18 protein-coding genes are annotated in these 19,817 nt (G+C 65.2%); 8 read left to right on the plus strand and 10 right to left on the minus strand.

The window, feature by feature from the left end:
* Positions 1-51 precede the first annotated feature (51 nt).
* Complete coding sequence (locus AAFM92_08215) at positions 52-819, plus strand: SDR family oxidoreductase (GenBank protein MEL7300351.1); 768 nt, start codon at positions 52-54, stop codon at positions 817-819.
* A 145-nt stretch (positions 820-964) separates the two neighbouring features.
* Here AAFM92_08215 and AAFM92_08220 read toward each other — a convergent pair whose 3' ends face one another.
* The 10 genes from AAFM92_08220 to AAFM92_08265 form a co-directional block, all read right to left on the minus strand.
* Complete coding sequence (locus AAFM92_08220) at positions 965-1,681, minus strand: peptidase (protein ID MEL7300352.1); 717 nt, start codon at positions 1,679-1,681, stop codon at positions 965-967.
* 42 nt (positions 1,682-1,723) lie between these two features.
* Positions 1,724-2,530 carry a transglutaminase family protein gene (locus tag AAFM92_08225; GenBank protein ID MEL7300353.1) on the minus strand — a complete coding sequence of 269 codons (807 nt, stop codon included), beginning with the start codon at positions 2,528-2,530 and terminating at the stop codon, positions 1,724-1,726.
* Complete coding sequence (locus AAFM92_08230) at positions 2,527-3,468, minus strand: alpha-E domain-containing protein (protein ID MEL7300354.1); 942 nt, start codon at positions 3,466-3,468, stop codon at positions 2,527-2,529. The genes AAFM92_08225 and AAFM92_08230 overlap by 4 nt, the downstream gene beginning before the upstream one ends.
* Positions 3,468-4,898 carry a circularly permuted type 2 ATP-grasp protein gene (locus AAFM92_08235; protein ID MEL7300355.1) on the minus strand — a complete coding sequence of 477 codons (1,431 nt, stop codon included), beginning with the start codon at positions 4,896-4,898 and terminating at the stop codon, positions 3,468-3,470. Before AAFM92_08235 ends, AAFM92_08230 begins: the two co-directional genes overlap by 1 nt.
* Before the next feature lie 79 nt (positions 4,899-4,977).
* Entirely contained in the window at positions 4,978-6,789 is a 1,812-nt protein-coding gene (locus tag AAFM92_08240; GenBank protein MEL7300356.1) for an ABC transporter ATP-binding protein, read from the minus strand.
* A 1-nt stretch (position 6,790) separates the two neighbouring features.
* A complete protein-coding gene (locus tag AAFM92_08245; protein ID MEL7300357.1) occupies positions 6,791-7,729 on the minus strand; it encodes an ABC transporter permease subunit in 939 nt (312 codons plus the stop codon).
* Positions 7,730-7,732: 3 nt separating this feature from the next.
* Positions 7,733-8,656 carry an oligopeptide ABC transporter permease OppB gene (gene oppB, locus AAFM92_08250; protein MEL7300358.1) on the minus strand — a complete coding sequence of 308 codons (924 nt, stop codon included), beginning with the start codon at positions 8,654-8,656 and terminating at the stop codon, positions 7,733-7,735.
* Positions 8,657-8,713: 57 nt separating this feature from the next.
* A complete protein-coding gene (locus AAFM92_08255) occupies positions 8,714-10,354 on the minus strand; it encodes a peptide ABC transporter substrate-binding protein (GenBank protein ID MEL7300359.1) in 1,641 nt (546 codons plus the stop codon).
* 161 nt (positions 10,355-10,515) lie between these two features.
* Positions 10,516-12,045, minus strand: a complete 1,530-nt coding sequence (gene betC, locus AAFM92_08260) for a choline-sulfatase (protein MEL7300360.1) — start codon at positions 12,043-12,045, stop codon at positions 10,516-10,518.
* A 147-nt stretch (positions 12,046-12,192) separates the two neighbouring features.
* A complete protein-coding gene (locus AAFM92_08265) occupies positions 12,193-13,878 on the minus strand; it encodes an ABC transporter ATP-binding protein (protein MEL7300361.1) in 1,686 nt (561 codons plus the stop codon).
* 222 nt (positions 13,879-14,100) lie between these two features.
* On the opposite strand from AAFM92_08265, the gene AAFM92_08270 reads away from it, so the two are divergent.
* Genes AAFM92_08270 through mnhG form a run of 7 tightly spaced genes read left to right on the plus strand, consistent with a single transcriptional unit; the run spans position 14,101 to position 19,808 of the window.
* Positions 14,101-16,365, plus strand: a complete 2,265-nt coding sequence (locus tag AAFM92_08270) for a putative monovalent cation/H+ antiporter subunit A (protein MEL7300362.1) — start codon at positions 14,101-14,103, stop codon at positions 16,363-16,365.
* Positions 16,362-16,781, plus strand: coding sequence for a Na+/H+ antiporter subunit B (locus AAFM92_08275; protein ID MEL7300363.1), 420 nt, complete (start codon positions 16,362-16,364; stop codon positions 16,779-16,781). Before AAFM92_08270 ends, AAFM92_08275 begins: the two co-directional genes overlap by 4 nt.
* A complete protein-coding gene (locus tag AAFM92_08280) occupies positions 16,781-17,143 on the plus strand; it encodes a Na+/H+ antiporter subunit C (protein MEL7300364.1) in 363 nt (120 codons plus the stop codon). Before AAFM92_08275 ends, AAFM92_08280 begins: the two co-directional genes overlap by 1 nt.
* Positions 17,140-18,639, plus strand: coding sequence for a Na+/H+ antiporter subunit D (locus AAFM92_08285; protein ID MEL7300365.1), 1,500 nt, complete (start codon positions 17,140-17,142; stop codon positions 18,637-18,639). The genes AAFM92_08280 and AAFM92_08285 overlap by 4 nt, the downstream gene beginning before the upstream one ends.
* Complete coding sequence (locus AAFM92_08290; protein MEL7300366.1) at positions 18,636-19,124, plus strand: Na+/H+ antiporter subunit E; 489 nt, start codon at positions 18,636-18,638, stop codon at positions 19,122-19,124. Before AAFM92_08285 ends, AAFM92_08290 begins: the two co-directional genes overlap by 4 nt.
* Entirely contained in the window at positions 19,121-19,432 is a 312-nt protein-coding gene (locus AAFM92_08295) for a cation:proton antiporter (GenBank protein ID MEL7300367.1), read from the plus strand. Before AAFM92_08290 ends, AAFM92_08295 begins: the two co-directional genes overlap by 4 nt.
* The gene (gene mnhG / locus AAFM92_08300) at positions 19,425-19,808 is read left to right on the plus strand and encodes a monovalent cation/H(+) antiporter subunit G (GenBank protein MEL7300368.1); all 384 of its coding nucleotides are present in this window, start codon (positions 19,425-19,427) and stop codon (positions 19,806-19,808) included. Before AAFM92_08295 ends, mnhG begins: the two co-directional genes overlap by 8 nt.
* Positions 19,809-19,817: the final 9 nt, after the last annotated feature.

Raw genomic sequence — 19,817 nt, forward strand, 5'->3', positions numbered from 1 at the left:
GGAATGCAGGGGGCGTGCTGTCGCGGCACATGCCCCGGGAAAGGAACCATCATGGGCCTCGGACTATTCGACCTGAGCGGCAAACGCGCCCTCATCACGGGCTCCTCTCAGGGGATCGGTCACGCGCTGGCCAAGGGCATGTCGGCCGCAGGCGCGGAGATCGTGCTCAACGGGCGCGATCCGGGCAAGCTCCGTGCCGCCAAAGAGCGGATCAAGGCGCAGGGCGGGCGCGCGGACATCCTCCAGTTCGACGTCACGCGCCACGACGCGGTCCGCGAGGCCATCGACACCTACGAGGACCGCTTCGGCGCGATCGACGTGCTCGTGAACAACGCCGGCATGCAGCACCGCGCGCCCCTCGAGGAGTTCCCGGCGGACCGCTTCGAGGCGCTTCTCCAGACCAATATCGCCTCCGTCTTCCACGTGGGACAGGCCGCGGCGCGGCACATGATCGGGCGCGGCGAGGGCAAGATCATCAACATCTGTTCCATCCAGACCGCGCTCGCACGGACCTCCATCGCGCCCTACACCGCCACGAAGGGTGCCGTGGCAAACCTGACCAAGGGGATGGCCACGGATTGGGCGCGCTACGGGCTGCAATGCAACGGCATCGCACCGGGCTATTTCGACACGCCGCTCAACAAGGCGCTCGTGGAGGACCGGGACTTCACCGCCTGGATCGAGAAGCGCACGCCCGCCGGGCGCTGGGGCCAGTTGCCCGAGCTCGTGGGCGCCGCGATCTTTCTGGCATCGGAGGCGTCGAGCTACGTCAACGGGACGGTGATCTACGTCGATGGCGGCATGAGCGCCTGCCTCTGACTGCGGCACGGGTCGCACCGGCGGTATTGCCTCCGGCGGAGGTACTCAGGCACAATGAAGCCGCGCCCCCACCCTTCTTTGTGCCTCCGTACCTCGGGGGTGTGGGGGCTGGCCCCCAGGTCGTGGCGGGTGTTTAGCGCGCGCGCTAGTCGCCGAAGCCGAAGGGGGGCAGGCTTTCGAGCGCGTCCTTGAGCGCGTCACCCCACCCTTTCGAGACGGTCTGCACGTAGGGATCGTCTCCGAGGAGCCGCCCGGTCCGCCCGCGCACGAGGGAGCCTTCCTCGTAAACGTGGAAATCAAAGGGGCTGCCCACCGTCAGGTTCGCCTTCACCGTCGAGTCGAAGCTGACGAGGAGGAGGCGGATCGCATCCTCGAAGCTGAGCTTCGGGTCATAGGCCCGCACGAGGATCGGGCGGCCATACTTGATCTCGCCGGTCTGGAAGAACGGCGTGTCATCTCCGGCCTCGATGAAATTGCCCTCGGGATAGATCAGGAATAGGCGCGGCGGCCCGCCGGCGATCTGGCCGCCGAGGATGATCGTGGCGTTGAAGCTTTCGCCAGATTGCCCACTGTCCGCCTGGCGCGCGATGCATTCGCGGAGCGTGTCACCGACTAGGCGCGCCGCCTGGAACATGGACGGGACGGCAAGGAGCGAGGGCCGGCGCTCATCGGGGGCCTTCGTACGCTCTTCAAGAAGGCTGATGACGCTCTGGGTCGTGGCGAGGTTGCCGGCGGTCATGAGCGTGAGCACGCGCTCGCCGGGCTCCTCCCAGACATAGAGCTTGCGATAGGTGGATATGTTGTCGAGCCCCGCGTTGGTGCGGGTATCGGCCATGAAGACGAGGCCTTTGTTCAAGGCCATGCCGACGCAGTAGGTCACGGGCGGAAGCTCATCTGAGGATCTTTACTGGGGTTGTTCTGCCACTTCGATGGCGACACTGAGCGCTTCGCGCGCATCGCCGCTTCTCACCCCTCTTATGGGGGCCGCCTCGCGGTAATCAAGCCCGGTCGCCACGCGAACGTAGCGTGGATCGGGGGATATACCGTTCGAGGGATCGAAACCGACCCAGCCGAGCCCCTCCAGATAGGCCTCGGCCCAGGCATGCATGGCCTCCTGCTCGATGCGGTCGTCGAGCATCAGGTAGCCTGACACGTAGCGCGCGGGCAGGCCCATCTCCCGCGCGGCGGCGATGAAGACGTGGGCGTGGTCCTGGCAGACCCCCTTCCCGGCCTTGAGCGCGTCCTCCGCAGTCCAGTCGGGCTCGGAAGCCCCGACCTCGTAGGTGACCGCCTCCGCAGTGGCCTTGTTGAGCGCGTGGAGGCGGTCAAGCGGCTCCTCGCCGCTGATCTCCTTGAGGAGCGTGCGAATGCCCGCGCCCGTTTGCGTCATCTTCGTCGGGCGCGTGTAGAGCCACAGAGGGGCCGCCGCGCGGTGGGGCCCGACGACGCCCGCCTGATCCGCCACTTCCACCTCGCCCTCGGAGGTGATGGTGAGGGTGTCAGCCTCCGTGTCGAAGCTCAAAAGCTCCACGCGATTGTGGTGTTCATCGTCGAAGACAAGCTCCACGCGCCCGCCATCCATGATCGTGTCCCAGCGGTGCACGAGTTGCCCATTGCCGCTTTTGGGCAGCTTACGCACCTGTTGCAGGCCTCGCGTCCCTGCCCCCGCGAACTGGTAGGAGGTCACGTGTCGGATAAAGAGGCGCGTCATTCGATGAACCTGTAGTCGATCTCGATCTGACGGCCCAGCGCTCCGAGGCGCCCCAGGAAGTCCTGCAGATACTCGTGAAGGCCTTCGTTGATGATGACGTCGATGTCGTGGACCGCGCAGGCGCGGTTGAGATCATCGGCAAGGTCATGGGAGGGACTGCGGCCGCCGTAATCTTCGGCGAGATAGGCGAGGTTGTCCCGGATCTTGGAGACGCAGAAGGCAAGGCTCCGCGGCATGCGCCGATCGAGGATGAGGAAATGCGCCACTTCGCGCGGACGCACGGCATTGCCATAGGCCATGCGGTAGCCGCCGCGCGCCGAGTTCGAGCTCAGGATGGTCTCCCACTGAACGTTGTCGATCGACGACCCTACCCCGAAGGCGGAGGGCAGTAAGACGTAGTATTTCACGTCGAGGATACGGGCGGTGTTGTCGGCCCGCTCGAGAAAGGTCCCGAGCCGCACGAAATCGTAGATGTCATTCCGAAGCATCGTGCCGTGGGTCATGCCGCGCACGAGGGCCGTGTGCCGGCGAATGCGGGTGAGCGCCTGCGGCAGGTCCCTTTCGCGCAGCTTGCGCGACAAAAGCTCCTTCAGCTCCATGTAGGCGCCGTTCACGGCCTCCCAGCTTTCCTCGGTGAGCGCCACGCGCACCGATCGCGCGTTGGAGCGCGCCGCCTCAAGACAGCATTTCACCGACGATCCGTTGTTGGGAGAGCGGAGCATCCAGTCGATGGCCGCGTCCTTCGTCAGGTGCTCGTTATGGGCCTGGTAGGCCTCCCACACACCCGCCGACTGAAGCACGCTGCGCCATTCGTCATCGGATGATTCAAGGCGCGTCAGCGCGAGGCGCTGTCCCGTTTCCACGAGGCGCGAAGTGTTCTCCGCGCGCTCGAGGTAGCGGTACATCCAGTAGAGGCCGTTGGCAGTTCTTCCGAGCATCAGTCTTCCAGCACCCAGGTGTCCTTGGTGCCGCCGCCCTGCGAGGAATTCACGACGAGACTGCCCTTCTTCAGCGCCACCCGCGTGAGCCCGCCCGGCGTGATGCGGACCCCCTCAGGCGAGACGAGCACGAAGGGGCGCAGGTCCACGTGCCGGGGTGCGAGGCCCGCCTTCGTGAAGATCGGCACTGTGGAGAGCGAAAGCGTGGGCTGGGCGATATAGGCGCCGGGCTTGGCCTTGAGCTTGTCGCGGAAGGCCGCGATCTCCTTTTTGGAGGCCGTCGGGCCGATCAGCATGCCGTAGCCGCCCGAGCCATGGACCTCCTTGACGACGAGATCCTTGAGATTGTCGAGCACGTAGGTCAGCGCCTCGGGGTCGTTGCAGCGCCAGGTGGGCACGTTTTCGAGAAGCGGCCGCTCGCCGGTGTAGAACTCGACGATATCGGGCATGTAGCTGTAGATCGCCTTGTCATCGGCGATGCCCGTGCCCGGCGCGTTGGCGATGGTGATCCCCCCCGCGCGGTAGACATCGAAGATGCCCGGCACGCCCAGCTGGCTGTCGGGATTGAAATTCAGCGGATCGAGGAAATCATCGTCCACCCGGCGGTAGAGCACGTCGATGGGCTGGTAGCCGCGCGTCGTGCGCATGGCCACGCGGCCATCCACGATGCGCAGGTCATGGCCCTCCACGAGTTCGACACCCATCTGGTCGGCCAGGAAGGCGTGCTCGAAATAGGCGGAGTTGTAGATGCCCGGGGTGAGAACGGCCGTGGTTGGCGTCTCCTGCCCGGTGGCGGGCGGCGTGGACGCGGACAGCGACGCGCAGAGATCCGCGGGATAGTTCTGCACAGTGCGCACCCGGTTCGCCGAAAAGAGCTCGGGAAACATGTGGAGCATCGTCTCACGGTTCTCGAGCATGTAGCTCACGCCAGAGGGCGTCCGGGCATTGTCTTCGAGGACGTAGAATTCGTCCTCCCCCGTGCGCACGAGGTCGATGCCGACGATGTGGGTATAGACACCGCCCGGCACGTGCACGCCGCACATCTGGGGCAGGAAGGCCTCGTTCCGCGCGATCATCTCCTGGGGGACGCGACCGGCCTTTATGATCTCCTGACGATGGTAGATGTCATGGAGGAACATGTTGATCGCACGCACGCGCTGCTCGATCCCGCGCGTGAGCTTGCGCCATTCGTTCCCCGAAATCACCCGGGGCACGATGTCGAAGGGGATGAGGCGCTCCTCGGCTTCCTCGCGCCCATAGACGTTGAAGGTAATACCGGTGAGGCGGAAGAGGTCCTCGGCCTCGCGCTGCTTCGCGCGCAGATCGGCGGGGTCGGAGGCTTCGATCCAGGTGCCCAGGGCAGCGTAGGGTTCGCGCGTGGTCCCGTCCGAGCCGAGCATCTCGTCAAAATGCGGCGTGTCTTTTGCCATGGTCCTGTTTACCTCGCGTGAAGCGATGTGACAGGGCTTTAACCTATTTTATCGCCACTTTGTTGCGGCTGCCCGATTTTTAGGCAGCCGACGCGGCCTGGCCGAGGATCGCTTCAAGCCCGTCATGCTCCTCCACCCAGTGTCCCGGCGCCACCTGCTCGAGCCGCGGCACGTAGCCCACGCGGCCGGCCTTGGAGGGCAAAAATCGCAGCCCGGCCACGGGATCGAGGGGGCTCGGTAGCTCCCCGGGCAGTTTCAGGCGCGTGCGAGAGGCCTCCACGCCCGGGTCCGGGATCGGGACGGCCGAGATCAGGCTTTGCGTATAGGGATGAAGCGGCTCGTCGAAGATCGTGTCGCGGTCGGCCATCTCCACCACGCGCCCGAGGTAGAGGACCATGATCCGGTTCGACACACTGCGCACGACGGAAAGGTCGTGGGAGATGAAGAGCATGGACATCCCGAATTCGGCCTGAAGCTCCTTGAGGAGCGTGAGCACCTGCGCTTGTACGGAGACGTCGAGCGCGCTCACGGCCTCGTCGCAGATCAGGAGCTTCGGGCGGTTGATCATGGCGCGCGCGATGCCCACGCGCTGGTTCTGGCCGCCCGACAGTTCGTGCGGGTAGCGGTTGATCATGGTCTGCGGCAGCCCCACGCGCTCCATCATCTCCACGACGCGCGCCCGGACGTCCTGCTTGGAGAGGCCCGGCTGGGCCACCCGGAGCGGCTCCGCGATGGAGGCGGAGATCGTCATGCGCGGGTCGAGCGAGGCGAGCGGGTCCTGGAAAACGATCTGGAGGTCCTGCCGGTAAGGCTTCATCTCGGCAGGCTTGAGCGCGGCGAGATCGCGCCCGAGCCAGAGGATTTCGCCCCCCGAGGGCGGAATCAGCTGAAGCACCGCGCGCGCCAACGTGGATTTTCCACACCCGCTTTCGCCGACGATCCCGAGGGTCTCCCCCTCGGCCAGCGCAAAGCTCACCCCCTTCACGGCGTTGAGCGGGCGCACGCGATTGAAGAAGCCCCGCCTCCCGGCGACCTGGAATGTCACCTCCACGTCGCGGGCGTCGAGCACGATCTCGGAGGTGTCGGGGATCGGTGGCCGGATGTCTGCGCCGTCGAGACGGGGCATCGCGGCGAGTAGATCCTGCGTATAGGGCTGCGCCGGGCTCTGAAAGATCTCCCGCGTAGTCCCGCCCTCCACGAACGCCCCATGACGCATGACATGGACGTGGTCACACATGCGCGCCACCACGCCCATGTCGTGTGTGATGAGCGCGATGGACGTGTTTTCCTCGCGCTGGAGGGTGGACATGAGATCGAGGATGTCGGCTTGTACGGTCACGTCGAGCGCGGTGGTGGGCTCGTCGGCGATGAGGAGCTCCGGCCCGCAGAGCATCGCCATGGCGATCATCACGCGCTGGCGCATCCCGCCGGAAAGCTCATGGGGATACTGGCCGAGCCTTAGGCGCGCCTCCGGGATTTTCACCCGCTCAAGCCAGTCGAGGCAGAGCGCATCGGCTTTCGAGCCGGTTAGGCCCTTGTGAGCGCGCAGCACCTCTTTCATCTGCTGGCCCACGCGCAGATGCGGCGTGAGCGCGGTGAGCGGGTCCTGGAAGATCATGGAGACGGCGGAGCCGCGGATCTTGTTGAGGGCCTGGGGCGAGCGGTTCAGCATCTCTTCGCCGCGCAGGGTGGCGGAGCCCGTGGCGGTGCCGTTCGTTGCGAGAAGGCCCATGGCGGCCATGAAGGTCTGGCTCTTGCCGGAGCCGCTCTCGCCCACGATGCCGAGGCATTCGCCCGGTGCGATGTCGAAGCTCACGCCTTTGACGGCCTCGACATGGCCGTCGAGCGTGTCGAAGCTCACGTGAAGATCGCGGACGGAGAAGAGTGCCATCTCAGCGGTCCTTCGGATCGAGCGCGTCGCGCAACCCATCGCCGATGAAGAACATCGTGATGATGATGACGACGTAGAAGAAAAGCGGGAAGGCGAGTTGCCAGAGCGTGCCGTAGGCCATGGTCCCCGCCCCTTCGGCGATGAGCGCGCCGAGGGAGGTATAGGGCTCGGAGATGCCTAAGCCGAGGAAGCTCACGAAGCTTTCCGCGAGGATCATGTCGGGGACAAGCAGCGATGCATAGACGATGATGACGCCCGCGAGGTTGGGTAGGATGTGTCGGATCATGATGGTGATCTCGGAGACCCCGCTCGCGCGCGCCGCCTCCACGAATTCGCGGTTCTTGAGGCTGAGCGTCTGGCCGCGCACGATCCGCGCCATGGTGAGCCACGAGACCGCCCCCAGCGCCACGAAGAGCATGAGGAACGAGCGCCCGGCGATGACGAGGAGCAGGATGATGACGAGCACGGTGGGCAGCGACAGCAGGATATCGACAATGCGCATCATGATCGCGTCCGTCCGCCCGCCCACATATCCCGCGATGATGCCGTAGGTCGTGCCCACGACGAGCGCCATCAGCGCGCCGATGAGGCCCACGAGGAGCGAGGTCTGCGTGGCCTGGATGGTGCGGGAATAGAGATCGCGACCGAGGTCATCGGTGCCAAAGTAATGCCCAGTCTCGATGGACGGCCCGCCCAAGCCACGCACGTCGCCCATGGCGGCCCAGTCGATCTCCTCGTTCGACCATTGCGCGAAGAGCGGCCCGAAGAGGACGAAGGCCACGACGAGGCCCAAGACGAAGACGCAGGCCATGGCGGCCTTGTTCTGGACAAAGCGCTCGTAGGCGTCGCGCATGAGCGAGCGGCCCTGAACGGCCTCCGCGATCTGAGCGTCGCCGATGGTTTCGGCGCGAGCGGCTTGGGCTTCTGACTTTCCGAACATGGGTCAGTACCTGATTTTCGGGTCGAACCACGCATAGGCGAGGTCGGTGAGGAGATTCACGGCCACGGTGAGCACGCCGTAGAGGATCGTGACGCCAAGGAGGACGGAGTAGTCGCGGGAGAGCGCGCTGTTCACATAGCTCTGCCCGAGCCCGCCCGTGGAGAAGTAGATATCCACGAAGACGGAGCCGGTGAGCACGTAGACGAAGACCGGCCCGAGATAGGAAATCACGGGGAGAAGCGTGGGCTTGAGCGCATGGCGCCAGATCACGAGCCCGTCGGGCAGCCCCTTGGCGCGGGCGGTGCGGATGTAGTTGGAATTCAGCACTTCGAGCATGGACGACCGCGTGATCCGCGCAATCGAGCCCATGTAGGAAGTGGAAAGCGCAATGACGGGCATGATGAGGTATTGCCACTGTCCCCCGTTCCAGCCGCCCCCCGGCAGCCAGCCGAGATAGAGCGTGAAGGTCAGGATCAGGATCGGGCCCATGATGAAATTCGGCAGCGCCTGCGCGGCGATGCCGAGCGACACGGCCAGATAGTCGATCCAGCTGTTGTGCCTGAGCGCTGCTGCGATGCCGAGGGCCACGCCCACGGTGGTGGCGGCGAGAAAGCTCAGGGCTCCGTAGGTCAGCGAGATCGGCAGACCGCTCGCGATGATGTCGTTGACGTCCCGGTCCTTGAATTTGAAGGACGGGCCGAAATCGAAATAGAGGACGATGTTGGTGAGATAGTCCCAGAGCTGCTTCCAGAGCGGCTGATCGAGGCCGTAGCGGGCCTCCAGATTGGCCAGAACCTGCGGCGGCAGGGGGCGCTCGGACGTGAACGGGCCGCCGGGGGCGACCTGCATCAGAAAGAAAGAGGCGATGATCAAAAGCAGGATCGTGGGCACGGCACCCAGGATTCGGCGGATCGAATAGGCTAGCATGGGGTCACCATAGCAAAGGCCCCCGGCACGGCGCCGGGGGCCTTCGGTTTCAGGAGGTTACTCGGCGATCTTGTAGAGGTTCTTGGAGTACCAGTTCTGCTCCACGTTGTTCACCGGCCAGTTCCCGACATCGGAATCCAGCATGTAGACGCCGGCATAGTGATAGATCGGGATGATCGGCATTTCCTCGGCCACGATCTGTTCGACCTGGGCGTAGAGCGCGCCGGCATCGTCTGCCGTGCGGGCCTGCTGCATCAGCTCGTCGACCTTGGCGTTGGAGAACTTGCCGTCATTGTAGCCCGAGGGCGAGGTCAGGAGATCGAGGAAGGTGGAGGCTTCGTTGTAGTCCCCGCACCAGGCGCCGCGCGCCAGTTCGAAGTTCTGGTTGCCGCGCTCTTCGAGGAAGACCTTCCATTCCATGTTGCCGAGCTCGGTTTCGACGCCGAGCTTCTGCTTCCACATCTGCGACATCGCCACGGCGATCTTCTTGTGCGCCTCGGACGTGTTGTAGATCATGTTGAAGGAAAGCGGGTTGTCCGGGCCATAGCCTGCCTCCGCGAGGAGATCCTTGGCCATCTGATCCTTCTCCGCCTGGCTCATGCCAGCGAATTCTGGAAGCGGCGGCTCGAAATCGGCCACGGAGACCGGCGTGAAGGTGTAGGCCTCGGTCTGGCCACCGGCCAGCACGTTTTCCACGATCACCTTGCGGTCAACCGCGAGCGCGAGCGCCTTGCGGACACGGGCGTCCTGGAATGCCTCGGGGCCGTTTTCCGTCAGGTTGAAGGTGTAATAATAGTTGCAGAGCCGCGGGAAGGAGATCGCCTCCTCCGGGTATTCCTCGCTCAGGCGCGGGAATTGGCCCGCTGGGACCTCGGTCCGGTCGAGCTCACCGGCGAGGTAGCGCGTGAGCGCAACGTTCTCGTCGTTGATGACGAGCGCCACGACCTTCTCGATGACCGTGTTCTCGTTGTCCCAGTACATGGAGTTCCGCTCGCGCACCGAACGCTCCGCGGGGGCATGCTCTGTCAGGACGTATGCGCCGTTGGACACGATGTTCTCGGGCCGCGTCCACTCCGTGCCGTGCTCCTCGATCGTCCAGCTCGGCGCGGGGAACAGCGTGGCGTGGGTCGTCATCTGCGCGAAATACGGCAGCGGCGAGGAGAGCGTGACCTCCAGCGTCAGGTCGTCCACGGCGCGAACGCCGAGCGTGTCCGGCGCGGCCTCGCCGGCGATGATGTCGGCGGCATTCTCGATGGCCGTGATCTCCATGTACCACGCGTAGGGCGAGGCCAGCGCGGGATCGACGGCACGCTGCCAGGCAAAGACGAAATCATTCGCCGTCACCCGCGTCCCGTCAGACCAGCGCGCGTCGTCGCGCAGCGTGAAGGTGTAGACGGTGTTGTCTTCGTTCGTTGAGAACCCCGTCGCCACGCCCGGCACGAGATTGCCCTCGGCATCCTGGCTCATGAGGCCTTCGAAGAGGTCGCGCACGATCTCGGAGCCGGACACGTCTTCCACCACCTGGGGATCGACCGAGGAATGCTCGTCGAGCACGCGGTAAGTGAAGGTCTGGTCTTCGGCGAGCGTGACGCCCGCGGGCACATTGCCCATGGCAAAGGCCGCCGGGGCCAAGAGCGGCGTGGCGAGAAGGGTCGTTGCGAGCAACCCTGAGATGAGTGGTTTGCGGACCAGTGTCATGTGAACTCTCCCTGTCTGATCAATAATCCCCACCAGCGTAGGGCCAAGGCAGCGAAGAAGGGAAGGACAATCACCGGAACGCGGGGCTTGGCGTCGCGTCAGCGGCGCTTTCCTGCGCAGTTTCACTCTCCTTTAAGCTGCGCGGAGACCGGACCGCGTGCCTAGCGTTCGAAGGGTGGAAATCTCGCCCGGGCCGCGGACATGACCCAATCACGGTGGTTGCGGACATATTCGTTGGACGCGTCACGGGGCGGGGAATAGTCCCAGGCATTGTCGCCTGTGGTGTCCATCATCGCGTTGAGCTTAAGGCGTGTTTGCTGGCTTCGGATGACCTGAGCGGAAATGGCCGCGCTGTCCCATCTCTCCCGGACCTCCCGCGCGAATGCGCGGGCCGCCTCGGCATAGGCCGGGTCTTCGGCGAGGTTGGTCAGCTCATGGGGGTCGGCGGCGAGATCGTAAAAAACCGGCGGGTCGAGGTCGCAATGGATGTATTTGAGATCGCCCTGGTCGTCGTCCCGGCGGATCATGAAGACGGGCGCGCCCGCGCATTCGGCGCAGTATTGCCCGATGACCTCGCCCTCCTGCGCCTCACCGCGCGCGGCGGGAAGGAGCGACCGGCCCGCGATGGGCTGTGCATAGAGGCTCTCATCGCCCCCCGCGATGTCGGTGAGCGTGGGCAAGAGGTCGATGAGGGAACACAGCGTGTCTCTCGCGCCCTGTGCCACGCCCGGCCCGGCCATGATCAGAGGCACGCGCGCGGAATGCTCCAGAAAGCTCATCTTGAACCACATGCCGCGCTCGCCCAGCATGTCGCCGTGGTCCGAGGTGACGATGAAGACGGTGTTCTCCGTCTCCCCCATGGCCTCGATCTGCGCCATGAGCGCGCCCACCTTGCTGTCGAAATAGCTGACATTGGCGAGATAGGCCCGGCGGGCGGCGCGCGTGTCCTCCGGGGAAAGGGTATCCGTGGAGGCCTCCACCCCGTCGGCCACCCGCCGCGAGAACGGGTCGAGCCGGTCGGGCGGCATCTCCGTTTCCGGCATGGGGATGTCCACGTCCTCGTAGAGATCCCAGAAGGGCTGGAGCGCGATATAGGGGTCGTGGGGGTGAAAAAGGCTCAGCACGAGGCAGAAAGGCTGCCCCTGCCCCGCGGCCTTGTCCCGCGCGCGCTCCATGAGCCAGCGGCGGGCGGCGAAATCGGCCTCCTCGTCGAAATCCGCCTGATCCGTCGCCACCGCGCTGCCCGCCTCCGTGACGGTGCGCATGTTGTGATACCAGATGTCGATGCGATCATCGTTCCGCGTCCAGTCCGGCGTCCAGGCGAAGTCCGAGGGATAATAGTCGGTCGTCACCCGGTCGGTGAAGCCGTGCTTCTGATCGGGGCCCACGAAGTGCATCTTGCCCGAAAGGCAGGTCCGGTAGCCCAACGCGCCGAGGTAATGCGCGAAGGTCGGGATCGAGGCGGGGAATTCGGCGGCGTTGTCCCAGGCGGCGATATCGGTGACGTGCTGGCCCGTCATGAACGAGGCGCGGGAGGGGACGCAGAGTGGCGAGTTGCAATAGGCGCGGTCAAAGCGCGTCCCACGGGCGGCGAGGGCATCCATGTGCGGCGTGATCGCCGCGCCGCCATAGGTCGCCATGAATTGCGGCGCGAGCTGGTCGGCCATGATGAGCACGATGTTGGGCGGCATGGCGCGGTCTTTCACGTCTGGGCCGTACGCCCACTTGAGGGCGCCAGCGCTGTCGCCACGCTCAGGATCGCGCGGCTTCTCGCCCATGCGTGCCACAGGCGAAAGGCGTTTCCAAACGTCTTAAGCGGCGTCTGCCTCGAAGAAGCCTCAGGTCCGCTCGATGGAGGCGGCGATGCGCTCGGCCTCCTCGGGCGTGAGGCGCGGCGGGTGCCAATCGCGCCCCGGCGCCGCCTCGAGCAGCTTCTTGGTGTAGGGGTGCTTCGGGTTGTTGAAGACCTCGTCCGCGGGCCCCATCTCCACCATCACGCCCTTCTCCATGACCGTAATGTAATCAGAGATTTGCGCGGCGACCCTCAGGTCATGCGTGATGAAGATGATCGCCATCTTGTACTCTTCCTGCAGGTCATTCATCAGGCGCAGCACTTGCTTCTGCACGGAAAGATCGAGCGCGGAAACGGACTCATCGGCGATCACCACGTCGGGCCCCATGGCGAGCGCGCGCGCGATCCCGATGCGCTGCCGCTGGCCGCCGGAGAAGTTGCGCGGGGTGCGCTTCAGCGCGGGCTCACCGAGGCCCACCTGCTCCAGCAGCTCTACGGCGCGTTGCCGCGCCTCCTCGTTCGTGACACCCTGGAGCTCAAGACCCCGCGTGATCATGTAGCCCACCGTCTGGCTCGGATTGAGCGAGCCGTAGGGATCCTGGAAGATCATCTGGATGTTCTTGCGCGCCTGAACGAGCTCGTCGCCGCTCTTGCCGAGGAAGTCCTCCTCGTTGATGATCACGGCACCGTCCGTCGGCTCCTGCAGCCGGATGAGCGTCTTGGCGAGCGTCGACTTGCCGGAGCCCGACTCCCCCACCACGCCCAGCGTCTCTCCCGCGCGGAGCACGAAGCTTGCATCGTTGAGCGCATGGACCTGCTTGCTCCCCGAGCCATAGACCTTGTGCATGTTCTTCACTTCGACGAGCGGCGCGTCGTTGCGCCCGAGGTCGGGCGTGCGCTCGGTCTCGAGGAGCGGCATCGCGTCCACGAGAAGCTGCGTATAAGGCTGCTGCGGATCGAGCAGGATCTTCTCTTTCATCCCCTCTTCTATGAGCCGCCCCCAGCACATCACCGCCACGCGGTCGGCCACGTCCGCCACCACGCCGAAATCGTGGGTGATGAAAATCGTAGCGTTGTCGTAGACGTCCTTGAGGTCGTTGATGAGGCGCAGGATCTCTGCCTGCGTCGTCACATCGAGCGCCGTCGTGGGCTCGTCGGCGATGAGGATATCGGGCTTGCAGGCGAGCGCCATGGCGATGACGATCCGCTGGCACTGGCCGCCTGACACCTGGTGAGGGTAGCTGTCATAGATGCGCGGGGGCGTGGGCAGCTTCATCTGCTCGAGGAGCTTCAGCGTCTCCTTCTTGCGGTCCTCCGGCTTGATCTCGGGGCGGTGAAGCTCAAAGACTTCATCGACTTGCGCGCCGATCTTGATGGAAGGGTTCAGCGCCGCCATGGGCTCCTGATAGATCATCGAGATCCGCGCGCCGCGGATATCGTTGAGCTGTTTGTCGGGCATGCGCAGCATGTCCATCCCGTCAAAGATCACATCGCCTTGGGAGATCGTCAGCCGCCCGGGGACATCGTTCATGATGGCCGAGGTCATGACGGATTTGCCTGACCCGGACTCGCCCACCACGCAGAGGATCTCCCCGCGATTAAGCGTCAGCGACACGTCGTTCACCGCGTATTTCCGGTCAGAGCCCTTCGGCAACTCGATCGAAAGATTCTTGATCTCGAGGATCGGTCGTGGCGTGGGGGTGTCTGCCTGATCGGCGGCGGCTTCGGTCATGCTGCGTCCCTTGCATAAGATTTCGGTAAGCCAAACAGGTTAGCCCGCCTTTGGCAAGTTTCGCCCCACCTGCGTCGCAAGACGTATTCCGGCCCTCCGCGCGGTTGACGGGCGCGGCGGACGCCCCACTTACAGGCCTACTTTGGAACGGGACGACATGACGCAGGCTTCTCTTGGTCTTTTCGCATTTGCGCAGCTTGAGGGGCGAAGGGCACGACAGGCATGAGCGCTCCCGCTGACCCCGCAAGGAAACCGATCGGTGGGCTCGTGCCCACGGCGCTGGCCGCGGGCCTATTCACGTGGTTCGCGACGTTTCTGCCGGAGGTGGCGGCGGGCGAGGTCGTGCGCCTCGCGTGGGACTGGGTGCCGTCCATGGGCATCGCGCTCAGCTTCGTCTTCGACGGTCTCTCGCTCACCTTCGCGCTCCTTATCAGCGGGATCGGCGCGCTCGTGTTCCTTTACTCGAACACGTACCTCGCCGGGTACAAGCATTTCGGCCGCTTCATGTGGTTCCTCACGGCCTTCATGCTGGCGATGCTCGGGCTGGTGCTCGCCGACAACCTCATCGCGCTCTTCGTGTTTTGGGAGCTGACGACCATCACCTCCTACCTTCTCATCGGTTTCGGCCATGAGACGACCAACGGGCGACGCTCCGCGCTGCAGGCGCTCTTTGTCACCGGCGCCGGGGCGCTGGCCCTCCTTGCAGGTCTTATCCTCATGGGCCTCGAAGCGGGGACCTTCGAGATCTCCGAGATCCTGGCCCAGGGCGGCCTGCAGGAGAGCGAGCTCTACGTGCCGATCCTCATCCTGGTGCTGGCGGGCGCCTTCACGAAATCAGCCCAGTTCCCGTTTCACTTCTGGCTGCCCAATGCCATGGCCGCGCCTACGCCGGTCTCCGCCTTCCTGCACTCGGCCACCATGGTGAAGGCGGGCGTCTACCTCATGGCGCGGCTCTATCCCGGCCTCTCGGGGACGGACGCCTGGATCTGGACGCTGACCATCGCCGGGGGCTTCACGACGGTCTTCGCTTCCGTTCTTGCCGTCAAGCAGACCGACCTGAAACAGACGCTGGCCTACACGACCCTCATGGCGCTCGGGACGCTGACGCTCATCCTCGGGCAGGCGGGCGGGTATTCGATGACCGCCTTCGTGACCTTCCTCGTGACGCACTCGCTCTACAAAGCCTCGCTCTTTCTCATGATCGGCTGCGTGGATTACGGCACCGGCACGCGGGACGCGGACGTATTGGGCGGCCTTGGGCGGCGGATGCCGGTCACGGCCGCCGCGGCCGGGCTCGCGGCGCTTTCCATGGCGGGACTGCCCCCGTTCATCGGCTTCATCGCCAAGGAGCTCGCCTATGCGGGCGCGCTCGAGGTCCCGTCCTCGGTGCTCCTCGTGGCCGGGGCCTCGCTCGCGGCCAACGCGCTGATGTTCGCGGTGGCGGGTATCGTGGCCTTCAAACCCTTCTGGCGACCGGCGGGCGGGACTGAGACGCCGCGCACGCCCAAGGAGGCGCCCTGGCCCATGCTCTTTGGCCCGCTTCTCCTCGCCGTGCTCGGCCTCGTCTTCGGCCTTACGCCCGGGCTGCTGCAAGGCACGCTCGTCAATCCCACGGTCATAGGTTTCATGGGCGAGGCGGCAGACCCCAAGACGCTCAAACTTTGGGCGGGGGTGAATGTGCCGCTTTTCCTGTCGCTGGCGACCTTCGTGCTGGGCTTCCTGCTCTACGTGGTCCATCGCGCCTTCCGCGCGGCGCTCAACGGCATGGCGCCGGCGCTGCCGAACTTCGACAGCATGTGGGACAAGTTCCTCGACGGGCTGAAGGGCTTTGCAGCGTGGCAAACGCGGGTCATCCAGCCGGGCATCCTGCGCGTCTACGTGTTCGCGACCTTCACCACCGTGCTCGTGGCCATCAGCGGTACGATGATCGTCAAGGGCGCGGTCCCCGCCATGCCGGACCTCTCGGACGTCACCTGGAAGAACTGGGCGCTTGTGGCGCTACTGATCGTGGGCGCCGTCCTCACCTGCCTCACGCGGTCGCGGATCACGGCCATGGCGGCGCTCGGCGTGGTGGGCATCGGCGTGGCCATCATCTTCATCACGTTCTCTGCGCCCGACGTGGCCATCACGCAGCTACTCGTGGAGACGCTTGTGATCGTGCTGGTGGCGGTGGCCCTTCTCAGGCTCCCGACGCTCCGCCTCGAAGGGGACGCGAGCTGGCGCCCGCTCGACGCCGCGCTCTCGGCGGCGCTCGGCCTCACCGTGACCCTCGTGCTGCTGGCCGTGCTTGAGACACCCCTCGACCTGCGGCTGACCGAATACTTCGAGGCAACGAGCTGGCCCGAGGCCTTCGGACGCAACATCGTCAACGTCATCCTCGTCGATTTCCGCGCGCTCGACACCTTCGGCGAGATCGCGGTGGTCGTGATCGCTGCGCTCTCCGCCTACGCGCTCCTGCGCACAACCAGCGAGAGGAAAGACGTGTGAAATCGATCATCCTCCGGGCGGGCACCCGCTACCTCGCCGGCCTTCTCCTCCTCTTTTCGATCTACATGCTCCTGCGCGGGCACAACGAGCCGGGCGGCGGCTTCATAGGCGGGCTCATCGGATCCACCGGCTTTGTGCTCTACGCCATTGCCTGCGGCACGAAGGACGCGCGGAGCGCGCTGCGCCTCTCGCCGCAGAACATCGCCATGGCGGGCCTCGGCATCGCGCTCCTCGCCGGGCTCATGGCCGCGCTCTTCGGGGACGCGCTCTTCACCGGGCAATGGCTCTTCATCGGGGATCGCGAAAGCGGGGACTACATCCCGCTCTCCTCGGTGCTCGTCTTCGATATCGGGGTCTACCTCGTCGTCTTCGGCTCCATCATCGCCCTCGTCTTCGCCATGGAGGAGGAGATCTGATGGAAGCCCTCATGGCCATATCCATCGGCGTGCTCGTGGCAGCGGCGGCCTACCTGATGCTGTGCCGGCATGTGCTGCGCTTCATCTTCGGGCTCGTGCTTATCTCGAACGCGGCGAACCTGACGATCTTCACCGCGGGCCGCCTGACGGAGGGCCGCCCGCCGCTCATCTCCTACGGCGCCGATGCCCCTGTCGCGAATGCCGCGAACGCCCTGCCCCAGGCGCTGGTGCTCACGGCCATCGTCATCGGCTTCGGCCTTTTCGCCTTCGCGCTCATCCTCATGTTCCGCGCCTACACGTCGCTCGGCACCCTCGACAGCGATCGCATGTCCCTCGCCGAGCCCCGCGAGGAGAAGAAATGACCTGGCTTCTCGCCACTCCCCTCGTCCTGCCGTTCCTGACCGCCGTTGCCGCCTTCCTCACGCGGGAGCGGTCCTCGGGGCGCTGGGTCAGCGTGGCGGGCAACTTCCTCTTTCTGATCGCTTCGTTCCTCCTTCTCGCGCGGGTGCTGCAGGACGGGATCATCGCGGGGCAGATGGGCAGCTGGCCCGCCCCCTTCGGCATCACGCTCGTGGCAGACAGGCTCTCGGCGGTCATGGTGGTCATCACCGCCATCACCGCGCTCGCGGTGGCGGTCTACGCCCTCACCGACATCAATCGCCGCAAGGAATATCTCGGCTACCACGCGCTCTTCAACGTGCTCATCGGCGGCGTGACGGGCGCCTTCATCACGGGCGACCTTTTCAATCTCTACGTCTGGTTCGAGGTCATGCTGATCTCCTCCTTCGGCCTGCTCATCCTCGGCGGCAAGCCCGAGCAGATCGACGGCGGCGTGCGCTATGTCATGCTCAACCTGATCTCGACCATCCTCTTCCTGAGCGGCATCGGCCTTCTTTACGGCATGACCGGCACGCTCAATATGGCCGATCTCGCCCGCGTCGTGCCTACGCTCGAAAACCAGGGCCTCGTGACGGTCATCGCGATGATGTTCCTCGTGGCGTTCGGGGTGAAGGCGGCGGTCTTCCCGCTCTTCTTCTGGCTGCCGGCGAGCTATCATACGCCCGCCTTCGCGGTCTCGGCCGTCTTCGCCGGGCTTTTGACCAAGGTCGGGGTCTACTCGCTCATCCGGCTCTTCACGCTCGTTTTCAACGGGGACACAGGCTTCACCCACGAGGTGCTCCTCTGGATCGCGGGCTTCACGATGGTCACCGGCGTCCTCGGAGCCGCCGCGCAGAACGACATGCGCAAGATCCTGTCATTCCACATCGTCTCCCAGATCGGCTACATGATCATGGGGCTGGCGATCCTGACCCCGCTCGCGATCGCGGGGGCGGTGTTTTACCTCGTCCACCACATCATCGTGAAGGCGAACCTCTTTCTGATCGCGGGCGTGGCCGAGCGCACGGCGGGCTCCACGGAGCTCGGCAAGATCGGTGGGCTCTACAAGACAGCCCCGCTTCTGGCCGTGCTCTTTTTCGTGCCCGCCTTCTCGCTCGCGGGCTTTCCGCCGCTCTCGGGGTTCTGGGCCAAGTACGTCCTCGTTCAGGCCGCGCTGGAGGATCAGGGCTGGGTCATCGCGGGCGTGGCGCTTCTCGTGGGTCTGCTCACGATCTTCTCGATGACGAAGATCTGGGCCGAGGCCTTCTGGAAGGCGCATCCCGAGGACCGTGACCCGACGCTGGCGGCGCTCACGCCCACGGCGCGCGGCCATCTCCTCCTGCCCATCGGCTCGCTGGCCGCACTGACCTGCGTGATCGGGTTCTTCCCGGAGCCCTTCATCGCCTTCGCCAATGACGCGTCCGCCGAGCTTCTCGATCCTTCGGGCTACATCGCCGCCGTCCTGGGGGCACAGCAATGAACAATTTTGCCGCCAACCTCCTCTTCGCCGCCGTTTGGGCCATCTTCTCGGGAGGGTTTTCCTGGATCTCCATGACCTTCGGCTTCGTCCTCGGCTACGGCATCCTTTGGCTTCTCCAGCCGCTCACGGGCGTGAAATCGAGCTATTTCAAGCGGGTCTACTTCTGGATCAAGCTCATCGTGATGTTCTTCTACGAGTTGCTCGTATCCTCGCTGGCCGTCATCTACGACATCATCACGCCCACGCTGCAGGCGCGGCCTGCGATCATCGACATGCCGCTCGACGTCAAATCCGACACCGGCATCCTCCTCGTCACCAACCTGATCTCGCTCACGCCCGGCACGCTCTCCATCGATGTGAGCCCGGACCGCAAGACACTGCGCATCCACGCGATGTTCGCCGACGATCCGGACGCGGTGTGCCACGAGCTCAAATCCGGCATGGAGCGCTGGGTGATCGACGCCATGGAGGACACGCCCGCATGATGCCCGCTGCCGGATTTCTCGCCCCGGTCGTGATGATCGGCTTCGCGCTCATCTTCGCGGCCGTCGTGCTCGCGCTATACAGGCTCATCAAGGGGCCTACCCTGCCCGACAGGGTCGTGGCACTCGACATGATGACCATCGCCATCGTGGCCTTCTGCGGGCTCGCGGCCGTGCGTACGGGCCAGGCGGCCTTTCTCGACGTGGCGCTTGTGCTGGCGCTCGTGGGCTTTCTCGCGACGGTGGCCCTCGCACGATTTGCAGAACGCGCGGTGGAGCGCCGCGCCGGACGGGACGACCGCGATGTCTGAGACGATCGTCGCCCTCCTCCTGCTCCTCGGCGGGGTCCTGTCGCTCCTCGCGGGCGTGGGGATCCTGCGGTTGCCGGACGTCTTCACGCGGATGCACGCGGCCACGAAGGTCGGCACGCTGGGCTCGGGCTTCATCATGGCCGGGGCGGCGGTCTTCTTCGGTACCTCGGACGTCATCATCCGCGCCGTGCTGATCGTCTTTTTCCTGCTGCTCACGGCCCCCATCGGGGCGCACATGATCGGGCGCGCCGCGCTGAGGCTGGGCATCACGCCGTGGGGCGAAGACAAGGCGCACGCGCAGCCCGACGCCCCCACCGAAGAGAACCGGGACCTGCTCGGTCAGAACGCCCCCCGCGACCCTGGCCCGGGCACCTGAACCCGCGGC

It is taken from the genome of Pseudomonadota bacterium (assembly GCA_038533575.1).
Classification (GTDB): domain Bacteria; phylum Pseudomonadota; class Alphaproteobacteria; order Rhodobacterales; family Rhodobacteraceae; genus Shimia_B.